The organism is Roseivivax halotolerans (assembly GCF_900115815.1).
GTDB lineage: Bacteria > Pseudomonadota > Alphaproteobacteria > Rhodobacterales > Rhodobacteraceae > Roseivivax > Roseivivax halotolerans.
Map to the genome: position 1 here is coordinate 1 of NZ_FOXV01000010.1, position 20,536 is coordinate 20,536.

Sequence of the window (20,536 nt, forward strand, 5' to 3'; positions counted from 1 at the left end):
CCGCGCCTGCGCCCATTGCTCACGCCGCCGAATGATGGCACCCAAAAGGAGAACAGGCTCGACTTACGAGTGGCCCTGAAAAAAGGGGCAGGTCAAATCAGCTCTTCAATGTGCCGCCAGTCCATGAAGACCATCGCGACACCGCCGTCCACGAGGCGGGCACCCAAGCACTTGAGCGCGCCCTTCAAAAAGGCCCGGAACGCGCTGTCTGACATCTCTCCTGACGCCATGGCAAATTCGCGGTGTTTGCTGCCGTTCCCGCTGCGCACATGCCCGTTCACTGCGACGTTGTAGGGCGGATCCGTAATCACCATTCGGGCCTTGTGATCCGCGAGCAAAGTCTCGTAGCTCGTATCCTCAAGTGCGTTGCCGCAGAGGATCCGGTGGTGTCCCAGATTCCAGAGGTCACCGATCCTTGTTACCGGGGACGCCTCAGGATCTGGATCGGCGATCGTTTCAACCTCGGAGGGCGGCTCATCTGCAGCGCCTTCGATGATCAGGTCGATTTCTGGAGCCTCGAAACCGGTGATGGTTAGGTCGAAATCGATCACACCATCGAGGCGCAGTTCCCCCAGATCTGCGAACTCGATGGCGAGAGCGTCCCGGTTCCAATCCGAAAGTTCGGATAGCCGGTTTTCGGCAATGCGGTAGGCCTTCACTTGCGCTGGCGTCAGGTGGTCAGCGCAAACGGTGGGGATCGTTGCCAAACGCAGGCGCTTGGCGGCCTCAACACGGCCGTGGCCCGCAACCACATTCAATGCAGTGTCGACCACGACCGGGACCACGAACCCGAATTCCGAGATGGCCTCGGCAAGTCGCGTGATGCTCTTATCCGAATGGGTTTTGACGTTGTTGGTATAAGGATTGAGATCTTCGACCGATGTCTGAGAAATTTGTGTAGCTGTCCACACGGGCTGGTTCCGGCGATCGGTTAGCTTTTGGGGCATAGATGCCTCCATCCAAATGAGCGCCTAGGCGCAGTTGTTTGAATGGATCTTGTAAGGTCACTGGAGAGGGCACAGGAACACTCTCCGGACCCTAAGATCCGACTAAGTTGTCCCTATGCTTTCCGCTCGTTTAAACGCCCCACGAGCACGGGTCATAGAAAATGGCATTCCTAAAAAGACCCGATAAGAAACCATACCCCAGCAAGGAGTCCTTAGCAATATATCATTTACATCAGTAGCTTACCCCAGATTCTTCGTCACTGCTACAAGACCCTACTGGACTAGTGCGGCGAAGAGAGCGTCATTGGACCCACGCCCGGCAACCCCGGGCGCTCCTCGGTACCGGGTGCGGCATGCCACCGACCCAATGAACGAGGAGAAGACACATGGCGAAGTCCAGACAAACAAAGACCGACAAGGTGCGCGAGATGCTCTCGCGGCCCCAAGGCTCAAGCCTCGAGTCGATCTGCAAGGCCACAGGCTGGCAGTCCCATTCGGCCCGTGCTGTGTTAAGCGGGTTCCGGAAGGCTGGATACACGGTCGTGCGCAGCACCGATGGCAAAAACAACAAGACCAGGTCGGTCTACCGGATCACCGCCTCGCCCGAGATGGCGACATGATCCGGATCGTCGATCTTGAGACCATGGACCGGGCCGCGCTTGTCGCGGCCTGGTTGGACACCTTCGGCAAACCTGCCCCCAAAAGCCTCAGTCAGGCATTTCTCCGCCGATTCATCGCGATCGAGATCCAGTCCCGCCGCAGGGGTGGCGTGACAAGAAAGACCCGCGCTGCGCTGACCAAAAGTACGGACCGCTCCGATCTATCGCGCGGCCCAATGCTGGAGTCAGGCGGAAGGCTGATCCGCGACTGGAACGGTGTGACCCATGTCGTGGAGGTGACCGAGAACGGCTATCGCTGGCGCGGAACGACTTGGCGCTCGCTCTCAGCTATCGCCCGCGAGATCACGGGCACCAACTGGTCGGGCCCTCGCTTCTTCGGGCTTAACCGCAAGTCCCGATCATGACGATGCCTGCGATCCGATGCGCGATTTATACGCGTAAATCATCTGATGAGGGGCTCGACCAAAACTTCAACTCGTTGGATGCGCAGGCCGAGGCGTGCGCGGCCTACATCGCGAGCCAGCGCCATGAGGGGTGGAAACAACTACCAACCCGTTATGATGACGGCGGCCTATCGGGCGGTACGCTGGAGCGCCCGGCCTTGCAGCGTCTTTTGTCGGAGGTCGAGGCCGGCCGGGTCAATATGGTGGTGGTCTACAAGATCGACCGTCTCACACGTTCGCTGGCGGACTTCGCAAAGCTCGTCGATCAGTTCGACGCGGCGGATTGCAGCTTCGTCTCTGTCACCCAGGCCTTCAACACCTCGTCGTCGATGGGGCGACTAACACTGAATGTGCTTCTCTCCTTCGCGCAATTCGAGCGGGAAGTAACGGCCGAGCGGATCCGCGATAAGATCACCGCCTCGAAGAAGAAGGGGCTTTGGATGGGCGGTATTCCGCCCCTTGGCTATGATCCGCATCCGGACCCGACACGTCGGGAACTCGTTGTGAATAAACCGGAAGCCGCCACCGTCCGGCAACTCTTCGACCTTTACGTCGAGCATGGCTGTCTCAACGCCATCACCCGCGCGGCAGATCAAATGGGCCTCCGTTCGAAGCAGCATCTTTTTTCGACGGGTCGCAGCCAGGGCGGCAACCGGATGAGCCGTGGCCAAATACACAGGATACTGACCAACCCCGTCTACCGCGGCCTGATCCGGCACAAGGAGAAGACCTACCCGGGCAGTCATTCCGCGATCATCGACAAGGATCTTTGGCTAGAGGTGCAGAAGCGCCTGCAAGCGGCCAGCGCGCGACGGCGTGGCGCGAAGCCCGGAACAGCGGTAGAGGAGGCCGCCCCCCTTAAAGGCAAGATGTTCGACGAGACCGGAGATCACCTGACACCCACCCACACCAACTGCCGGGGCAAGCGGCTGCGATACTACGTTTCTAATCGGCTGATCTCCGGCGGGCCCGATCCGTCCGGCTGGCGGCTCCCGGCGCGCGACTTCGAGGCAGCCGTGACGGGGATAATCGCAACGCATCTTGCAGATCATGCGAAGCGGCATGCCGTTCTCGCTTCCGGCGACGCGATCAACACTGCGACCGCTTCGGGCCAAGTCGCGGCGCTCGCCGAGCGGATTGAGAAGGATGGGATCCTCTCTGCGGCATCTTTGGTGCGCGAGTGCCGCATCGCCTCTGGAAAAATCCGCATTGATCTCGATGCTTGCGCCGTCAACGAAGCGGCAAAGACGCCGGGCGCAGATCTCGATCTGTCACTGCTCCAAATCGAACGACCCCTTCATTGCCGGCGGCGCGGCGTCGAGATGAAAATTGTCGCTGGCCAGAGACGCCCTTCCCCAGATGCCACGCTGATCCGCGCGCTTCGGAACGCGCATCACTGGGCAGATCGTATCCGCACCGGCACATCGCTCAGCGTCCTCGCCCGAACCGAAAGCCTCTCCGAGCGCTACATAGCGCGCATCATCCATCTCGAGGGTCTGTCGCCGAAGATTCAAGATTCTATCGTTCGAGGCGGACAACCGGTCGACCTGACCCTGCAGACCCTCCTTCGTACAAGTCTCCCTCTCGACTGGGACACGCAGGAGCGGCAGTTTGGAATTCCCACCTAAGATCACTTCCCTGCTCTAATTCGGGCTTCCCCTGATCAAGCCCTCGCCTTTCCCTGTTCACCAAAAAACATTCCCTGTTCATGCGCGTAGGGAAATCACCTGTAACCCTCTGCTTTTGCTATACGATTCCCAAAACTGGAGGGCGGTTTTGGCCTCAAATCGTTCGAATACCCTGTAAATCAGCTCAGAACAGGGAAAACGCGCAAAAGCGGACCCCACATTTTGGCGCTTTGAGATTAGGCCCAAACCGACACCGGTCCGGTGCATGCAGTCCGTCTCTTCAAAGAACCGGAACGCACAAGGAGCCGGAATTCCGAGGGAATTTCGCGGATTTCGGACATGGGAAAATCAGACAGGTGTCGGTGGCGGAGGAGGTGGGATTTCTTCCACCCACCAACGCTCTGATATTGAATGCTTATTCGGACCGGGTAGAAATGACCCCACCGCCTACCCCACCTAGCCCGTGGGTTTGTCGGACGATTCCGCCCGCTAGGAGACTGATTTGCCCGCATCTAACCGCGCCCAAAGTACGCCCGCAACATGGACACCGGAGCTTGTGGAGGGCCGATTGATCGAGGCGATCAGATGGCTGCACCTGACGCGCGGTTCAGGGGCCCCACAACGCTCGACAAGCAGCATCCCGACCATGGCGCTCGACATGGAGGAAAGGCTTGCCGAGGGGTGGGACGCTGTACCGCCCGAAGACGATGTCGAGCCGGATCCTCTTGCGGGTGTGACGGATCGCAAGCACATCGCCGACATGGAATTGGCTCTGACGTGGGTTCCGGCGATCATCGCGCCACTCGACCCGACCGCCGCGCGCGTGTTGGGTCTCCATATCCAGGCAAAGGCGCGGCGCGTATCATTTCGGCGTTTGCTCGAGGAGCGTGGCATTGCCCGCTCCTCGGCCTACCGCCTGAAAGACAGAGCGCTCGTGATGCTCTCTATCGTGCTGGACCGGCGCAAGATACCGGTCAGGCCGGCCGAACAGTTTTAGTGACAAATCCGATCGCCGAAGCCTCGATTTCGGATCTCATCATGATCTCCTCGCCACCGTCGCCCCGAACAAGGCGAACCTCTCCTCGCGGCAATTGCTGTAGCCGTACGACCTCAGTAGAGCGGAGAACGTGCAATCCGTCGCCGCGAAAGCCGAGCTCGGAACGCACGATGAGGATATCTCCCCTGGACAGGCGCAATGCATGACTGTCGTCGAGCACCTCGATCGCATGCCCTTTGTAGGTAGTGAAAACCTGTTCGATCTCTGCCAGCATTGCCTCGGCCTCCAGTTATGAGCTATCAACGTTTTCAGTTGATAGCGAACGGATACCGATCGTCAATGAAAAACGGTGAAATCCTCCCGGCGCAGTGTCGTGCGGCTCGCGCCCTGATCTCGATGAGCCAGAAGGATCTAGCCGCGGCGGCCGGTCTCGGGCAGTCCACAGTGATCGACTTCGAGCGCGAGCGCAGACAGGTTTCAGCTGCCTCGATCAATGCCCTGCGCGCGACACTTGAAAAGCACGGGGTATCATTCATCGATGCGAAAGGCGGCGGCGTCGGCGTCTGTCTACGTGCCGATCGCCGCTAGATACAGAGCGCACATCACCCTCTTGATTTCAGACTGCATCTTCGGATCGACTTTTACCTGCCGGTTCGGCCAGGCCACGCGCCGTCCGCTACCCGGACGCATTTCCAGCCTGCAGCTATGCAGCTCGACCGCGCCAATTCGAACCGCGAAGTGCATTTGCACCTCCGTTCCCCCAACCTGGATCGGTTCGTCGGGCAAGGATACCTTGAGGATTTCGAAGTTCATCATCAGATCCCCGCATCCGAGAAATGAGCGCCGAGCAGGGCCTCGACCTCTCGGCCAAGGTCGCGGGCGATATCCGAGGCGGAGGCATTCGCCCCGCCGGGAATGACTATATCGCCGAACGACACGCTGAAGTTCTGAGCGACGGGCTTGGGGGCCTCAAGGGAGGGGTTCTCAACCTGCCTCGCCTGCCCAGGTGCCGGTCGCGGCTGAGGGATGCTTGCGGGGGCTGGCGAGAGCGCAGGAGAGTGGCTCTGCGCGAGTATCTGGGGCAGCATGGCCATCGCTCGACGCCCGCCAATGGGGGACGTCGGGGGTCCGGACACGTCCACCGTTGGTGGTTGGACAATCACGCTGCGCTCGACCAGGCGCTCGACGGTGCGCTTTCGCACGGCATCAATGTCGCTGCCGGGCCGCGACGCGGCGCGTCTCAGGATTGCCAGCGCAGAGGACTGCACTTGAGAGACATCGGGAACTCTGTCCCCAATTTCGGGGTCAGTGTTCACCTCGGCCAGGCGCTCCGTGGCCGCCGTAGGGCTGACCGATTGCGGCGCTTCGGAACGGATGGCCGGGATGCGAATATCTGGGGCTTTGGCGGGACGGCTGCCCCGAAGAGCGAGAGCCATCGCGCGCTGCGCTTGAGCCACGTTCAGCACCGCACCTGAAACGCTCGGGACGATCACCTCGGATCGAGGCGTGTCCTCGTTGACCAGGTACGGAACCCCGGCCGTGATCGGGCCGCCCAGCGCGCGGGCCTCGAGGCGACCAGCTGACCCGGTCGCGTTGGCAGGTGGCTGATCCGCCGGCGGCTCTGTCCGATTCGCGGCACGGCCCGAAGATCCTGGGCCCGTTACCGCGGCGCCGAGATTGATGGTGCCAATCGCTTCCATGACCTGGCTCGGGATTTCGCGCACCCAATCGAGGAGCGCTGCGAGGCGGTCCTTCATGCCGTCGATCAAGCTTTGGATCGCGTCGGCACCCAGATCCTTCATCTTCGAGGGAAGCGCCTTGATCGCCGCGATGATGTTCTCCGTCATCTCCCTCGCTCGAGCCTCGATCCGCGCCGCCTCTGCGTCCGGCAGGATCTCGCGCTCGAACAGACCGCCGGTAAAGAAGCCTCCGATGGAGGAAATCACGTCTCCGGCCGCCGAGGCTATTCCGGAAAGGACCGACTTTACCGGACCCAAGATCGGCTCGAGTGCCTCGAAGGCAGGTGCCAATTCATCGCTGATCGCACCCACAACCCCCGAGGCGATGGCCTTCAATCGATCGAACCACTTGACCGTCGCGCCTACGGCGAGTGCAGCCAAGGTCACGGGCCAGACCAAGCTCGACGCTGCGCCCGCCACCGCAGTCAGTCCGGACGCGCCAGATATCCCGCGTAGCGCCGCCCCTATCTTTTCAATCCGGCTGGGCTTGAGCCCTTGCATTCTGGCAAGCGCTGCCTGCAGTCGCATGGCTTCGCCCGCAGCACTGCCGAGGAGAAGCGACCCCTGCGCCGCCGCGTTGAGGGCGCGTAGGCCCGAGGCCGCGGCCCAAAGGACGCCACCCTTGCCGGTCAATCCGATCAGCCTCAGGCCCAGAAGGCCGAAGCGCAGGCCGATCAGCGCGCCGCTGAGGCGAACGATGGTCTGGATTAGATCGGCGTTCTCTTTCGACCATTCCGTGGCCCGGCGGATGATAGGCGTCATCGCATCCATGCCGTTTGCCAGTGACGGAAGCAGCGCCTCGCCGATCGTGATCGAAAGCTCGGCCGCCACGTTCTGAAATCGCTGAAGGTCGGAGGCGAATGTCTCGCTGCGCGCGATGTATTCCTTCAGCGCCGAGCCTGCGTATTCCGCCTCATCGTCGACGTAGCCCAGCGCCTCGCGCAGAAGGTCCACGTTCGAGATGAGACCGTTGAGCGCGCGCGCCTCGTCGCCGAAGAGATCGGACGAGACCGCGGCCCGCACTTCCTTCGGCAGCTTGCCGATCGCATCGATCACCTCGAGCGTTGTACCGACCGCGTCCTCCTGCATCCGGCGCGCGACGTCCTCGGCGTCGAGCCCAAGTTTCTTGTAGGCGTCGGATTGCCTCTTTGTGGCGCTCTCCCCTCGCGTCAGAGCCTTCGCCATATTTCGGAAGGAGGTTGCGGACACATCGGCCGAAAACTGCTGAGCCTGCATCGCAGCACCGAAGGCCGCTGCCTCCTCAGGCGTGAAACCCGCAGTCTTCAGGGTGCCCGCGATGCTGGCCATGAATTCAGCCATTGCCGGCGCTTCGGCGGCCATGCTGTTCGTCAGATGGTTGACCGCGTCAGCAAGCTCGTTGACCTCGTCCAGCGTCAGGCCCAGCGAGTTCCGCATCGCATTCGTGAAATCAGCCGCTGCCTCGGCCGGTACGTCGAAAGCCGTAGCCAGCTGCGCTGTAAGCCGTGTGAATTGGATCAGCTGTTCGCCATCCAGACCAGAAGACCCGCCAGCCGCGGCAATCTCGCCGAGCTGCTGCACGGTGAGCGGAATCTCGCGAGAGAGGGCCAGCAACTCTTCGCGAAATTCGGCGTAACCTTCAGGCGTTGGGAAATCCACAACCTTGCGGACGTCGGCCATGACCTCTTCGAACCGCATCGCGGCGCGTACCGGCTGCGAGAGCGCGGCGGCGGCGGCCACCGCGACACCGGCCGTATTGATCATGGCGGACCTGGTCTCATCGACCGCGAGGCGATTTCTCCGCTGTGCCTCCTCGATCCCGCGCATCGCGCCGTGGACGCGACGCGCGGGCCCGGTCACCCGATCGACCAATGAGAGGATAAGTTCTGACTTCATTTGCGCCATCGTCTACTTTTCCTTCGGTCGTTCGGACCCCAAGATCCGGTCAATTTCATCGTGGAACGCGAAGAATTCGTCGTCGTCCCATTCAAGAACTGCGTCGATCGGCTGATGTAGGTATCGGCCGATCTCCGCGATCATCCCGTGGTATGTGCGGGGTTCGGTGCTTTGGCCTGACCCTCCGCGCGCTGGAGCGCGCCGGCCACCGAGTTTCCCATAAGGGGCATCACCTCCGAGACGACACGCTCGTAGTCATCTGCATCGAGCTCCTCGATCACGGGCAGTGCGACGTCGGCCATCGATGCAAGCATCGCGAGGAACTTTCGCTGCTCACCCTGTACGAGATCCATCACGGCCAGGTCTTTCGCCTTGCGGCGCCGGAAGGTGAGAGAGGTATAGGTCTCGTCTTTCACGACGATGGGCTCTGCGAGATCTACGGTTTTGGTCTTCATGATCGCTCTCCTTTTGCGATGTCTTTGGTGGATGGTCAGGGTGTTGCCATCACGGCAACGGCTCCCCTTTCGAAGCGTTTGAAAAGGGCGAGGCGTCGGGCTGAAAGCCTTTTCCGCCGCTATCTTCGATGATTTCCCTGACCAAAATCAGGATGATAGACAGCCAAGCCGCGACGATTAGGCCGTAAGCTATCCCCATAATCTTTCCCTCTGCCAAATTGACCTCCTTACCCGCTCATGCTTCGCCGAGCTCAACGATGAGACGGCCTTGCATGCGATCGTTGATGCTTAGAACTTCGAACCACGGCTCGCCTGGTCTTTCGACGGCTCGCAACTTGTCCCCGACCTTGATTTCGAGTTCGGGGTACGCGGAATGCGAGACGTGCGCCTGGGCCTTATCGACGGCGAGCCTGCTATTCCATGTCGAGCCTCCGACCGATGAGGGCTCAGCGTTGCCGACACGGAGTACCGCAGTGAGGTCGATCACGTCCCGTGAGTTGTCTGTAAGCCCGTTCTCGAGCGGGAAATGTCGAAGCGCCTCACCCATGTGCCGGTCTACTGAGGCAGTAGCTCGATTCAGCAGTTCTTTGCGGTTCATCGCAGGCCCCGCATGAGTTCAGCTGCGATTAGGATTTTCCAGAGGTCCTTGTTTTTCTGCCTCTCCTTTTCGCGCTTCGCCTGGGCGATCGATTTCCGGCTCGGGTATTCCGGGATCACGACATGGCTGCGTCGGGAGATGCTGACCTCATTGGCCGTGCCCTCTCCTGATCCGGCCGCCATCTTCTTGCCCTGTGACATTGCATCTCCCTTCATCTCGAAACCGTGGATTCGATCATTCGTCGGTCAGTTGAACGCCGAGGATTGCTTCGGGCGGTGTTTTATCCCGGAACGCAAAGTCATCGCTCTTCGCGATGATCGTCTCAGCCTCTGCGCGGTGCGCCGCGATGAGCTCCGCTTCGAGCTTTGTGATCCGCTTGGCCCGCGTTGCTTTATCGATCGCCACGTCATCGTCGGCAATCTCGCGGGCCTCATCGAGAAGGCGCGCGAGCAAACCATCGGGGTCCAGCCATGCGGCGATTGCCACCGGCATGATCTTGGCCGCGCCTTGCGAAGGGTCGTTCGATTGCGACCATGCTTGCGCGGAGGGGACGCCACTCCATCTGGGTATCAGACCGCCGGAAACCGTTCCTGTAAGATCCGGCCGACCCACTTCGGCCAGCTCCGCGACGTAATCGCGAAGCGTCTCCTCAACCTCTTTCAGCGGGATCGGCGCGGACATGACGTGATGAATTTCCGCGCGAAGGTCATCGACAAGGGTTTGTGCCGCTTCGACGTGCCGAACCGCTTTGGCCTTGGCAATCACAGGGATTCCCGGCTCATTGGCGATGAACTTTGCCAGCCGATCTTGGAGCGTCCGGATTTCATTGTACCGACGTTCGGCGCGCTCGGCACGATCGGAGAGCTCATTGGACGCTTTCTGCGTGCGCTCCAGCTCGCGCTGCGCATCGGCCAAGCGCTCAAGCTGGGTGTTCACGCCGGGATGCTGAAACCGCTTCGGAGCGGGAGCTTCGGCATTCTCAAGCCGCGTCACCTCCGCCTGCGCACGCTCCAACGCGCGATAGCCATCGCTGCGCCGATCAGATGCGGCAGACACCATCGCGTAGGCTTCGCGGGCCGCCTCCGAGATCATGGCGTAGCGATCCTGCGCGACCCGTGGCCACTGGCTGAAATTTGCGCTTGGGCGCTCGGTGGACAGTAATTCGGGCATGGGGCATGATCTCCTAGGTGTCTCTTCCACTCTAGGGAACAGGCATGGCCATAAAATCTGGGTAGCTCGTGGCCAAAAAAGAATGCTATTGACCTGGCGCCTCAGGGGCCATCAACCTCAATTCATGTGACATCGATAAACCTACGCTCGCTTTAGGCAAACCTATTGAGCCGTACCATACCAATTCGCTCGACCACGTGAATGTACGGAAAGATGGCCTCTGACGCATTTTTCGGACGCTTGAGCTATCAAGTTTTATGCCACTTTTATAGCGTCGATCAGCATCGAAATATTCAAAAGAGTCGAAGTCGCAGAGCAATAGCTCTATCAAAAATTATCGATTTGTGCGTCCAATAACTATTGAAGGTCAAAAAACAGAGATCCACAGCCCCGCTTTGACCCTATGACAAGGTTGGTATGTTTTCAAAGATTATGGTCCGCCCTAAGACTTTTCACTATCAAAACTCTCTAGAATCTTATCAATCTTTGTCTTTCGTCTCTGCAGCTGCCTAAAACCAGCCCAGCCAACAACCGCACCCAACGCAACGGCGACTAGACAAACCCAAAAAATAGGCGAAAGCGGCTCTCCTTCGGATCTATCCAGCAACTTCTCTATGGCGAGCCATAAGGCTCCGGCAACAACGAACTCAGCTACCGCAAATTGCCAGAACTCCTCGACGGAGGATTCTTTCATTTCGATTAATTGATCTTTCGTCACAGGGACAACCTCTTGGTTTATTGTACCATAACTAGTGGTAATGGTTGATCCTGACGAAAAAGTCGTATTGGCCTCGAAAACATTGTCAGCCATTTTGACTCACCCCAAGTGAGGCTAATACTAAATCCTCGCCTCCACCTTCGACTAGAGCCTTTAAAAACCTTAAAGTATTCTGTGCTTCATTTTCGAATATCCATTCACACTCAACGAAGTCGTTATTCACCAAGGTAGGCGGCCTTCCACCCCGGTAGATCATCTTACAACGCTCATATCGGGTGTTGCGCAGGTCTGCGTAGTCCAGCACCACAACATCACCCTTTACCGTTCGTTTATCGTTCATAGCGAAGCCCCTTAGTTGTCGTGCCAGCTAGGCGCTAACGCCCAGATTCGTCAATTGAGCTCAGACAAACAGAGCTCTTCTCTCGTTCAGGTACAACGGATTGGAGGTGAAATGCGATCAACCGGCAATGATTCTGCGCATATGTCGAGCTGAAGGAGCGTGATCGCGTAACTTCAAAATATACCAAAAATCGCCCTCTATACGTCCTAGGTTTCTCTCTGGAACAGCGTCGAATGCCCTCTCGCGTGGCCAGATACGACGCTGATAGTCTGTCAGACCACTCGCGATGAAGCGGGCCGCAGCGGCGCATGTCTCGTCAGGAAAATAAAGTTTCGCGACTTGGCGTAGCGCCTCGTTTCGGGCGTCTATGGTAGCTTGCAACGATATTGATCGTTGACCGGGTGCTCGCTGCACGCCGAGCGCCTGCTCTGCCGTCAGGTGGCCTTGCGCCACGCCTTCGAGCCTCTCGGCCAGAACCTGGGCGTCGCGGGCCGGCATCCGGCCGGCACGCAACGCTCTGGCCAAGCGCATGAGCCATTCGCGCGGGTCACACAAAGCAAGCTCGGTTTTCGGGTCAGTCGGCATCGTCGGTATCATTCACAAGATCCGCTGAGCGTTTTTCCGCTCTTCGGCGAATGCGATCGAGATCGGCAGCCTGACTGTTCGTGATGCTCATCTCGCCCAGCGGTTTCTTCGTGCTCGCCATTGGTCGGAGTGTCTCCCACTGGAACGGAAGCCAGATTTGAAAATCGAGAAAATCGCCAAAATTTCGGGCTGCTGCGGCATCGCGCGGCGTTGGATCAGGGGTACGGTCCCTGATCCGGGGGGGACGCGCGGCGTCCGGATCGGCGCGTGATGCGCGCCGCCCGTCCACCTCGTCCGGCCCAGATGTTCGCCCTCCATCAGAGGACATCTTCCGTAGGGAAAGGCGGGAAGCCGCCCCCCAAGGGCGGGCTTCCAGCCCTATAGGGTTATAGGGATAGTGGAACCCAGGGGTTGGAATGGGGTCCGGAAGGGGGTTGGAAGTAACTATTGAACGGGTTGGAATTGGGGGTTGGAAGGGGGTTGGAACGTCGATCATTGATCGGCCTCCACGATGTGAGAGCGACGTTTCGAGGCAGGTCCATGGCTCTCGATTTTGATTTTCCCGGCTGCGAAAAGGCTCTCCATCGCGCCCTTCATGGCGCGCTTCGTCATGCCTTCAGCGTCGGGGTCTTCCGCGAATACCTTGGGCGCGTAGGTTGGCCCCCCTGCGGCATTTACGAACCTCCCTTGGGAAATTCGCTTAGCCAGAAGCTTCAAGAAGACGCGCTGCGCCTTGTCACCTGCTGCCCTCTTATCGAGCCCGTGATCGGACACCTCGGGCACAAAGACACCGTCCCGCCAAGTCATGCGCGTCTCTGCGCCGATGCGGCCGTAATTGTTTTTTTTCGTTGTCAGAACACGCCTGTCAGGGTCGGCCTCGAAGCCGTCATCCAAAATCCGTGACAGATACAACCTCGAGCGGACGCTATTGCTCCACGCCGTTGAACCCGACGTTCCGGTGCCCGACGAAAGGCCGGTCAATGACGGGTGAGAGATGACGAGTAGCGCGCACTCTTGGCGCAAAGCGAGACCGCGTAGCATACCCACGAATTGCCGGACCTTCGCTCGATCGTTCTCATTGGCCGGAAAAACGTCGGCCAACGTGTCGATCACGATCAGTTCCGGGGCCTCGAAATTCGCCTCTTGCTCCAGTTCATCGAAAAGCGGGCTTGCCGTGAGACATGGCCCATCGCGAGCCAGGAGGGCATCTTCGCCCGCCAGAGAGCGAAGAGTGAGGTCTGACATGCCTTCCACTGCGCGAGGCTCGGATCGTGTGATGTCGTGCAGGCGACGATGCACCTCTGCGTCGTCATCCTCCGCGGTCAGAAAGATCGCGCGCCCCTTACGCACGCTCTTGCCCAACCAGGCACCACCCGCAGTCACCGCGACGGCCAGCTGAAGTGCCAGCAAGCTTTTTCCGGTGCCTCCGTCGCCGGCCAGAAGCGTCACAGTACCGCTCGGAATCAAATCTGGCGCGAGCCAGACACGCTCCGAAGGGTTATCGATATCGATCTCGGACGCTTGATAGAACCGACTGCGCCTTGTGGTCGCGTCATCCCTCATTCCGCGCGATCTCAGCCCGGATGGCTTCTACAAGGGGCTCGGCCAAATCTGCACGGATGGCGAGCCCACGTTTTCCAGGGCGCATATCCCCGTCGCGGCCCTGGAAGAATTCCCAGATGCGTAGAAGCGGACGCCCCGAGGTCGGATGTGGCTCAATGGTGACGCGCAGCTCTTCGCGAGCATTTTTCGAGACCACGATCATGCCGAGGTCTCGTCATCAAAGATGCTCGCCACGTATGCTTCTAGATCGGCGACCCGGAACATACGGCGGCGACCGAGCTTCCCTCCGCGGATCTCACCATCAGCCATCAGCTGATATAATTTCGACTTTCGAATGCCGAGATAGTCGCACGCCTGATCGGCGGTCAGAAGCGCGGGCGTTACATTAGTGCTTGCCATGATACTACTCCGTAGATTTCGCAAAATTGCGGAACGTAACGGAGGGATAGGAGCGTGTTTGCTTGCGGCGCTATTTCGTAATTACCTAGATTTCACGGTAATTACGCGCAAACCTATATAATCTCGAAAGAATTTTCTTTCAGAAATTTCCGCAGGTCGCGTTCGGCCGGGATTTCGAAGACCTCTTGCCCAGGCGAACATGCGTCCAGCATTGCTCTTAAAATCTCGAAGAACCGATAATCCAAGACTGAAAAATCGGCGTGAATGAACGTCCTTGCCAACAAGATCGCCAGAAGCTCGCGAGCCGCCTTTTCGGGGCTTGGCTGACGTCCGGGGCCAGCGGAACCGATCACCGTTGATGCATCTTCCAGCGAACCATTTAAGGTACGGAGCGCGCCGCGGGCGCGGTCAAGCATGAGGAGCATGTCCTCTGATCCGGGAGCTTTTTCCAGGACCTCGATCGACACGACAATGAGCTCCGCCTCGATAAGAGCCAGTTCACCTTCGATCCTTTGAACACGCTCAGATACGGCGGCAAGCCTGGACCTCACCGGAGGATGAGTTCCGGGCTTCAGAAAGCTCGAGACTGCACCCGACAGGTTCGCGCGCCTGACAATGAATAGCTTCATCGCGTCGGATAGGTTTGCCGACCGATGAGGCTCCTGGCAAAGCCTTTCGAAGGCGCACCGTGCTTCCGTCTCGCACCTTCCTTCCAGGTCATTGGAGATAGCGCGCAGGACTGGCGAAAGATCAAAGTTTAGAAGCGCGTCGAGGCTCATGAGCGGCCTGCTCCTCGAGCTAGGCTCACCACATCCGTTTTTCGCGAGCTTGTGCAATATCGGCCCCAAGCCTCCATCAGCCGTCGCCGTTTTTCGAAGAGATCTCCGCGCCGGTACGCGGCTTCCGTGCGATTGCCGATGACGTGGGCCAGAGCCATCTCGGCGACCTCGCTCTGAAAGCTCGTCGCCTCGGCGGCCCAATCGCGGAACGATGACCGGAAGCCGTGGACGGTGGCGCCGGTCACCTTCATTCGGCGCAGCTGCACCGACATTGCCATATTCGACATCGGCCCCGATCCTCGAATTGCCGGAAAGACCAGCTCGGGATCGAGCCCTTTGACCTCCTCAAGGACCGCGAGAGCTTCGTCGGACAGCGGCACCCGGTGCGGCCGGCGCGCCTTCATGCGCTCCGCCGGCACCTCCCAGATCCCGGCATCTACGTCTATTTCGTCCCAAGTCGCGTACAGGACCTCGGATGTCCTGGCCGCCGTAAGGATTGTCCATCGAAGGGCCAGAGCCGCAACGCCCTCACGCGCCGCCAGTTGTTCCATGAAGGCTGGGACGTCAGCCCAGGGCATCGCCGCATGGTGACCATCTGCCTTTGGCTGTTTCGGTAGCAGGAGCTCCAGGTTGCCGCGCCATCGCGCCGGGTTCTCGCCCGACCGAAGTCCGCGCACCTTGGCCGCGTCGAGAACGCGCTCGAGGCGCATCCGGATGCGACGCGCGGTCTCCGGCTTTTTCAGCCAAACCGGCCGAAGCACGGCGACGACATCCTCAATATCGACATCCGCAATCGCACGGGTGCGGATCTTCTTGCAGTATGCCGGTCCGAGGGTCATTGCCCACTGCGCGGCATGTTTCGGGTTCGACCATCCTCCACGCTGATCCTCGACAAATTGATCGGCGAACTCGCCGAATGTCGTCGAAGAGGCCAAGGCCACGCGCTGGGCTGCCTGTCTTTGCTCCAGTGGGTCGCCACCATCTTGCAGGATATCCCGCGCTTCGGCGGCCTTCTTTCTGGCTTGAGCGAGCGTCACGCCACCCGGCGCAGCGGACCCCAGCCCCATCTCGCGCCGCTTGCCGTTGACCCGAAACATAAAAAGCCAGGATCGAGACCCCGCCTTGGAAATTGTCAGATAGAGGCCTCCGCCATCCGAGATTCGCCCCGGCTGTCGTGCGTGCTCGACTTGCTTCGAGGTCAGTTTGTGAAGCTGTGCCATGCGATCTCTTCCCCACCGGCTCTACGCTAATTTTCCGCCTTCCCCACCGGCTACCCCCACCGGGCTCGTGGCTTCACGAGGAAATCAGCGGAAATTCACGGCGGCTTGCGGATATATTTATCGCGCCAAGAGGCATATTTTTCAAGCCTTTGGCGGACAAAAATGGAGAACTTCGGAATTTGGCGGAAAATCGTTCTGGCGGAGGAGGTGGGATTCGAACCCACGGTACGCTTTCACGCACGCCGGTTTTCAAGACCGGTGCAATCGACCACTCTGCCACTCCTCCGGTTCGGCTCGCTTAGCCGCGCCGCTCCGATTCTGGAAGCGGCTGCGGGGAAAATTCGCCGACGCGCCGCGCCGGGCTTCCCATAAGGCCAAAGCATGGCTATTGTCGCCCCAATCGGGCGCTGAGGCAGCGTCCTACGAGGACATGCGACCGGGACGGCCAAGATCCCAGGCGCAGGACAGGCAAGGCGGAGCAGGTCATGTCATTTCGAATTTCGCGGATCGGCGGCACTGCTGCGATTTGTGTCTGCGCATTCGCCCTCAGCGGATGCGACAGCGCCTCCATGCCGGGCTTTCTGCAAGGCGGTGGCTCTCAATCTGGCGCGGCGGCAGGCGAGGACACGGTGACGCGCGCCGCCACGGGAGAGCGCGATGTCGAGTCGCCCGAAGTCTTCGAAGCCAAGGAGGCCGGTCTCTGGGACGGACGTCCCTCGCTCGGCGGCGTCTGGGTGGCGCATCCCGATGTGTCCGAACCGGAACGCGTCGTCATTCGGAACGAAAGCAATGGTCAATACGTGATCGGCGCGCTCTTCAAGCGCGAACGCGAGACGCCGGGGCCACGAATCCAGGTCTCCTCAGACGCGGCCGCGTCGCTGGAGATGCTCGCCGGCGCGCCGGCGAACCTGCACGTCGTCGCCCTTCGCCGCGAAGAGGGGCCGGTCGCCCCGCCCGCGGCGATCAGCGAGGCCGAGGCGCCGACCGAAGGCGCACCCTTGCCGGGCGCCTCCGAGGTGGAGACCTCGACGCTCGATCCCGTCGCGAACAACGCGGCTGCGGCGCTTGACCGCGCGCCTGCCGCCGCAGCGCCCCCTGCCCCTGCCGAGCCAGCTGCGGCGGCTCCGGCGCCGAGCCCGACCCCGTCTCCGCAAAGCTCACCGCTTGCCAAGCCCTTCGTGCAGATCGGCATCTTCTCGGTCGAGGAAAATGCCCGGAACACCGCGACCGCGATGCGGCAGGAAGGTATGGTTCCGACCGTCAAGAAGCAGAGCTCGTCCGGCAAGACCTTCTGGCGCGTGGTCGTAGGCCCCGCCCAGAGCAAGGAAGAGATCGACAATCTCCTCACGAAGATCAAAGCGACGGGTTTCTCTGACGCCTATGCGGTGTCAAACTAGATATCCGATCGGGGGCGCTCGGCGGCCCCGCCTTACCGCCCCCTTCAGGTTCTGGAGCTGCCCCATGACCGTTCTCATCAAACGCATCGCCGCCGCGGCACTGACGCTCGTTCTTGCCGCGCAGACAGCCGCCGCCTTCGACACAACCGCGCGGGCCGCTTTCGTGCTCGACCAGGAAACCGGCACTGTTCTTCTGTCGAAGAATGCCGACGAGGCCCTGCCGCCCGCCTCCATGTCGAAGCTGATGACGCTCTACATGGCCTTCGAAGCAATCCGTGAGGGACGGCTGTCCCTCGACGAGCGGCTGCCGGTCTCGCAGCACGCGATGTCCTATGGCGGCTCGACGATGTTCCTTGACACGACGGATCGTGTCCGGGTCGAGGACCTCCTGCGCGGGATCATCGTCATGTCGGGCAACGACGCCTGCGCCGTGATCGCCGAGGCGCTGTCGCCGAACGGCACGGAGCGCGGCTTCGCAGAGCTGATGACGCGCCGCGCCCAGCAACTCGGCATGACCAGTTCGACCTTCAAGAACTCCAATGGCTGGCCTGCCGAGGGCCATGTGATGTCGATGCGCGACCTGGTTCTTCTCTCGAACCGGATCATCACGGACTACCCCGAATTCTACGAGATGTTCTCGGAGGAGCGCTTCGAATTCGACGGCCGCGCGCCGCAGAATGTCTCGAACCGCAACCCGCTTCTGGGTCTCGGCATTGGCGCGGACGGGCTGAAGACCGGCCATACCCAGGAAGCGGGCTACGGGTTGACCGGATCGGCCAAGCAGGGCGAGCGCCGTGTGATTTTCGCGCTGACCGGGCTCGAGAGCACCCGCGCCCGCGCCGAGGAAAGCGAAGCCATCGTCAACTGGGCCTTCCGCCAATTCGCCGAGCGTACCATCGCCGAGCAAGGTGAAGCCGTCGCGCGCGCCGATGTCTGGATGGGGGCAGAGGATGGCGTGGGCCTCGTGGCCGAGGAGGATGTCACGCTGCTGCTGCCGACCCTGACCGGCGGGCCGCTCGAGGCCGAGGTCGTCTATACCGGACCGCTGCAGGCACCGATCACGGCCGGGCAGCAATTGGCCGAGCTCATCGTGCGCCCCGAGGGTTTGCCCGAGCATCGCGTCCCGCTTTTCGCGGAGAATGCCGTAGCCGGCGCGGGCTTCGTTAATCGGGTGATGACCGTTGCGAGCGTATTGTTCAGGAGAATCGGACAACCTCCTCAGGACGTGATGTAATGGTCTCACCCCGACGTCTCGGCGCATTTCTGACATTCGAGGGCATCGACGGCAGCGGAAAGTCCACCCAGGCACGGCATCTGGCGGAAACGCTCAGCCAGGCGGGGCATGACGTCGTGCTGACCCGCGAACCCGGCGGCAGCCCCGGCGCCGAAGAGATCCGCAATCTTCTCTTGCACGGCGACCCCGATCGCTGGTCGGCAGAGACCGAGCTTTTGATGTTCACCGCCGCGCGGCGCGATCACGTGGAGCGGACGATCCGGCCCGCGCTCGAAGCCGGCAAGGTCGTGATCTGCGACCGGTTCGTCGACTCGACGCGGGTCTATCAGGGCATCACCCGCGGCGACCTGCGTGGCACGGTCGATGCGCTTCACGCGCTCATGATCGGACTCGAGGCGGATCTGACCTTCCTGATCGACATGAATCCCGGCGTCGCCCACGCACGGGCGACGAAGCGCATAGGCTCCGAGGCGCGGTTCGAGAATTTCGGGCTGGAGCTGCACGCGACCCTGCGGGCCGGGTTCCTGAACCTTGCACATCGCACGCGCCGCTTCCGCATCGTGGACGGCAACCGCACCGAAGCGGAGATCGCCGCAGATGTCACCCGCATCGCGCATGGTTTCCTGGACACGCTGGAATGAGCGATCAGGCGCTTCCCGATCCGACCCAGGTCGAAGGCGCACCGCACCCTGCGGAAACGCGCAGGCTGCTCGGTCAGACCGCCGCGGAACGTGCGTTTCTCGACGCGTTCTCCGGCGGGCGCCTGCACCATGCCTGGATGCTGATCGGACCGAAGGGCGTCGGCAAGGCAACCCTCGCCTGGAAGATCGCGCGGTTCCTCCTGGCGACCCCGGATGCCGAGGAAGATGGACTATTCGGCGCGCCGCCACCGCCAGAGACCCTCGATATCGGGGAGGATCATCCCGTCACGCGCCGCTCGCGTGCCGGGGCGGAGCCCGGCCTTTTCGTGCTGAAACGCGGCCCCAACGACAAGGGCGACCGGATTGCCGCCGAGATCCGGGTCGACCAGGTGCGAAAGCTGAAATCCTTCTTTGCTCTCTCCTCCGCCGATGGTGGGCGGCGCGTGGTGATCGTCGATGCCGCCGACGAGATGAACGTGAACGCGGCCAACGCGCTTCTGAAACTCCTCGAGGAGCCGCCCGCGCGCACGGTGATGCTGCTCGTCTGCCATCAGCCCTCGCGGCTTTTGCCGACGATCCGGTCGCGCTGCCGCGAGCTGCGCCTGTCGCCGCTGTCCCCCGATGTCATGAAATCTGCGCTCGACCAGGCGGGGGCGGAGCTGTCGGGCGCCGAGGCGGACGCGCTTGCGGAGCTGTCCGGCGGCTCCGTCGGCGCGGCGATGCGGGTTGCGGGGCTCGAGGGGCTGACGCTCTACCGCAATCTTCTCGAGGTGATGGGCACGATGCCGGACCTCGATCGTCCCAAGGCGCTGGCCCTGGCTGACAGCCTTGCCCAGCGCGGCCGGGAAGAGCGGCTCGATCTGTTCTTCTGGCTTGCGGACACGGCGATGGCCCGCCTTGCGCGCACCGGCGTCACCGGGCAACCGCCGGGCCGGCTGGCCGCCCCTGAGGAAGCCGCGCTTTTGCGCCGCCTTGCGCCCGATGTCGTGACCGGACGCGCCTGGGCGGAGGTCGCGCAGATCGCAGGAGACAGGTCGCGGCACGGCCGTGCGGTAAATGTCGACGCGGCCTCGCTCGTCCTTGATACGGTCATGAAGATGCGCGAGGCCTCTGCGCGGGTTCGGGCCTGAGCCCGTCTTGACCCTCCCTGCCCCATCCTAGATACCCCGAGTGCAACCAGCCGCACCG

General features: G+C 61.2%; 27 protein-coding genes and 1 tRNA gene. 9 read left to right on the top strand and 19 right to left on the bottom strand.

Annotation, left to right across the window (positions count from 1 at the left end; translation table 11 throughout):
• Positions 1–92: 92 nt before the first annotated feature.
• Positions 93–947 carry a ParB/Srx family N-terminal domain-containing protein gene (locus BM171_RS13450; RefSeq protein ID WP_175497558.1) on the bottom strand — a complete coding sequence of 285 codons (855 nt, stop codon included), beginning with the start codon at positions 945–947 and terminating at the stop codon, positions 93–95.
• 386 nt (positions 948–1,333) lie between these two features.
• Here BM171_RS13450 and BM171_RS13455 point away from each other — a divergent pair, with 386 nt between their 5' ends.
• The 4 genes from BM171_RS13455 to BM171_RS13470 all read left to right on the top strand — a co-directional run bounded on the left by BM171_RS13455 (position 1,334) and on the right by BM171_RS13470 (position 4,635).
• A complete protein-coding gene (locus BM171_RS13455) occupies positions 1,334–1,567 on the top strand; it encodes a DUF3489 domain-containing protein (protein ID WP_093013345.1) in 234 nt (77 codons plus the stop codon).
• Positions 1,564–1,971, top strand: coding sequence for a DUF2924 domain-containing protein (locus BM171_RS13460; RefSeq protein ID WP_093013348.1), 408 nt, complete (start codon positions 1,564–1,566; stop codon positions 1,969–1,971). Before BM171_RS13455 ends, BM171_RS13460 begins: the two co-directional genes overlap by 4 nt.
• Complete coding sequence (locus tag BM171_RS13465; RefSeq protein ID WP_093013351.1) at positions 1,968–3,638, top strand: recombinase family protein; 1,671 nt, start codon at positions 1,968–1,970, stop codon at positions 3,636–3,638. Before BM171_RS13460 ends, BM171_RS13465 begins: the two co-directional genes overlap by 4 nt.
• Before the next feature lie 568 nt (positions 3,639–4,206).
• Positions 4,207–4,635, top strand: a complete 429-nt coding sequence (locus BM171_RS13470; protein ID WP_139218701.1) for a hypothetical protein — start codon at positions 4,207–4,209, stop codon at positions 4,633–4,635.
• Here BM171_RS13470 and BM171_RS13475 read toward each other — a convergent pair.
• A complete protein-coding gene (locus tag BM171_RS13475) occupies positions 4,613–4,909 on the bottom strand; it encodes a hypothetical protein (RefSeq protein ID WP_093013357.1) in 297 nt (98 codons plus the stop codon). The two genes, BM171_RS13470 and BM171_RS13475, sit on opposite strands and share 23 nt — an antisense overlap.
• 17 nt (positions 4,910–4,926) lie before the next feature.
• On the opposite strand from BM171_RS13475, the gene BM171_RS13480 reads away from it, so the two are divergent.
• Positions 4,927–5,223, top strand: coding sequence for a helix-turn-helix domain-containing protein (locus BM171_RS13480; protein ID WP_217646708.1), 297 nt, complete (start codon positions 4,927–4,929; stop codon positions 5,221–5,223).
• On the opposite strand, the gene BM171_RS13485 is transcribed toward BM171_RS13480, so the two are convergent.
• The 17 genes from BM171_RS13485 to BM171_RS13550 all read right to left on the bottom strand — a co-directional run bounded on the left by BM171_RS13485 (position 5,203) and on the right by BM171_RS13550 (position 16,362).
• A complete protein-coding gene (locus BM171_RS13485; RefSeq protein ID WP_093013362.1) occupies positions 5,203–5,448 on the bottom strand; it encodes a hypothetical protein in 246 nt (81 codons plus the stop codon). The two genes, BM171_RS13480 and BM171_RS13485, sit on opposite strands and share 21 nt — an antisense overlap.
• A gap of 2 nt (positions 5,449–5,450) precedes the next feature.
• A complete protein-coding gene (locus BM171_RS13490; protein WP_175497559.1) occupies positions 5,451–8,249 on the bottom strand; it encodes a phage tail tape measure protein in 2,799 nt (932 codons plus the stop codon).
• A 140-nt stretch (positions 8,250–8,389) separates the two neighbouring features.
• Positions 8,390–8,704: a phage tail assembly protein gene (locus BM171_RS13495; RefSeq protein ID WP_093013368.1), complete on the bottom strand. Its 315-nt coding sequence runs from the start codon at positions 8,702–8,704 to the stop codon at positions 8,390–8,392.
• A gap of 49 nt (positions 8,705–8,753) precedes the next feature.
• On the bottom strand, positions 8,754–8,921 hold the full coding sequence (locus BM171_RS18980) for a hypothetical protein (RefSeq protein WP_175497560.1): 168 nt from the start codon (positions 8,919–8,921) through the stop codon (positions 8,754–8,756).
• 18 nt (positions 8,922–8,939) lie between these two features.
• A complete protein-coding gene (locus BM171_RS13500) occupies positions 8,940–9,302 on the bottom strand; it encodes a hypothetical protein (RefSeq protein ID WP_139218702.1) in 363 nt (120 codons plus the stop codon).
• A complete protein-coding gene (locus BM171_RS13505) occupies positions 9,299–9,502 on the bottom strand; it encodes a hypothetical protein (RefSeq protein ID WP_093013375.1) in 204 nt (67 codons plus the stop codon). Before BM171_RS13505 ends, BM171_RS13500 begins: the two co-directional genes overlap by 4 nt.
• Before the next feature lie 34 nt (positions 9,503–9,536).
• Positions 9,537–10,472: a hypothetical protein gene (locus tag BM171_RS13510; protein ID WP_139218703.1), complete on the bottom strand. Its 936-nt coding sequence runs from the start codon at positions 10,470–10,472 to the stop codon at positions 9,537–9,539.
• A 442-nt stretch (positions 10,473–10,914) separates the two neighbouring features.
• A complete protein-coding gene (locus tag BM171_RS13515) occupies positions 10,915–11,283 on the bottom strand; it encodes a hypothetical protein (RefSeq protein WP_139218704.1) in 369 nt (122 codons plus the stop codon).
• Positions 11,276–11,530, bottom strand: a complete 255-nt coding sequence (locus BM171_RS18715) for a hypothetical protein (protein ID WP_139218705.1) — start codon at positions 11,528–11,530, stop codon at positions 11,276–11,278. The genes BM171_RS13515 and BM171_RS18715 overlap by 8 nt, the downstream gene beginning before the upstream one ends.
• A gap of 117 nt (positions 11,531–11,647) precedes the next feature.
• Positions 11,648–12,115 carry a hypothetical protein gene (locus tag BM171_RS13520; RefSeq protein WP_093013384.1) on the bottom strand — a complete coding sequence of 156 codons (468 nt, stop codon included), beginning with the start codon at positions 12,113–12,115 and terminating at the stop codon, positions 11,648–11,650.
• Positions 12,105–12,236: a hypothetical protein gene (locus tag BM171_RS19355; RefSeq protein WP_281244605.1), complete on the bottom strand. Its 132-nt coding sequence runs from the start codon at positions 12,234–12,236 to the stop codon at positions 12,105–12,107. The genes BM171_RS13520 and BM171_RS19355 overlap by 11 nt, the downstream gene beginning before the upstream one ends.
• 371 nt (positions 12,237–12,607) lie before the next feature.
• On the bottom strand, positions 12,608–13,678 hold the full coding sequence (locus BM171_RS13525) for an AAA family ATPase (RefSeq protein ID WP_093013386.1): 1,071 nt from the start codon (positions 13,676–13,678) through the stop codon (positions 12,608–12,610).
• Positions 13,668–13,880, bottom strand: a complete 213-nt coding sequence (locus BM171_RS13530; protein ID WP_093013389.1) for a transcriptional coactivator p15/PC4 family protein — start codon at positions 13,878–13,880, stop codon at positions 13,668–13,670. Before BM171_RS13530 ends, BM171_RS13525 begins: the two co-directional genes overlap by 11 nt.
• Positions 13,877–14,077, bottom strand: coding sequence for a helix-turn-helix domain-containing protein (locus tag BM171_RS13535; protein ID WP_093013392.1), 201 nt, complete (start codon positions 14,075–14,077; stop codon positions 13,877–13,879). The genes BM171_RS13530 and BM171_RS13535 overlap by 4 nt, the downstream gene beginning before the upstream one ends.
• Positions 14,078–14,190: 113 nt before the next feature.
• On the bottom strand, positions 14,191–14,856 hold the full coding sequence (locus BM171_RS13540; protein ID WP_093013395.1) for a hypothetical protein: 666 nt from the start codon (positions 14,854–14,856) through the stop codon (positions 14,191–14,193).
• Positions 14,853–16,076, bottom strand: coding sequence for a tyrosine-type recombinase/integrase (locus BM171_RS13545; protein WP_093013398.1), 1,224 nt, complete (start codon positions 16,074–16,076; stop codon positions 14,853–14,855). The genes BM171_RS13540 and BM171_RS13545 overlap by 4 nt, the downstream gene beginning before the upstream one ends.
• 196 nt (positions 16,077–16,272) lie before the next feature.
• Positions 16,273–16,362 (bottom strand) — tRNA-Ser (locus BM171_RS13550).
• A gap of 199 nt (positions 16,363–16,561) precedes the next feature.
• Between BM171_RS13550 and BM171_RS13555 the strand changes: the two genes are divergently transcribed.
• The 4 genes from BM171_RS13555 (at position 16,562) to BM171_RS13570 (ending at position 20,478) form a co-directional block, all read left to right on the top strand.
• Positions 16,562–17,473 (top strand): SPOR domain-containing protein, encoded by a 912-nt coding sequence (locus BM171_RS13555; RefSeq protein WP_093013401.1) that lies wholly within the window; start codon positions 16,562–16,564, stop codon positions 17,471–17,473.
• 64 nt (positions 17,474–17,537) lie between these two features.
• Positions 17,538–18,707: a D-alanyl-D-alanine carboxypeptidase family protein gene (locus BM171_RS13560; protein ID WP_093013404.1), complete on the top strand. Its 1,170-nt coding sequence runs from the start codon at positions 17,538–17,540 to the stop codon at positions 18,705–18,707.
• Positions 18,707–19,348: a dTMP kinase gene (gene tmk, locus BM171_RS13565; RefSeq protein WP_093013407.1), complete on the top strand. Its 642-nt coding sequence runs from the start codon at positions 18,707–18,709 to the stop codon at positions 19,346–19,348. The genes BM171_RS13560 and tmk overlap by 1 nt, the downstream gene beginning before the upstream one ends.
• Positions 19,345–20,478, top strand: a complete 1,134-nt coding sequence (locus BM171_RS13570; RefSeq protein ID WP_093013410.1) for a DNA polymerase III subunit delta' — start codon at positions 19,345–19,347, stop codon at positions 20,476–20,478. The genes tmk and BM171_RS13570 overlap by 4 nt, the downstream gene beginning before the upstream one ends.
• Positions 20,479–20,536: the final 58 nt, after the last annotated feature.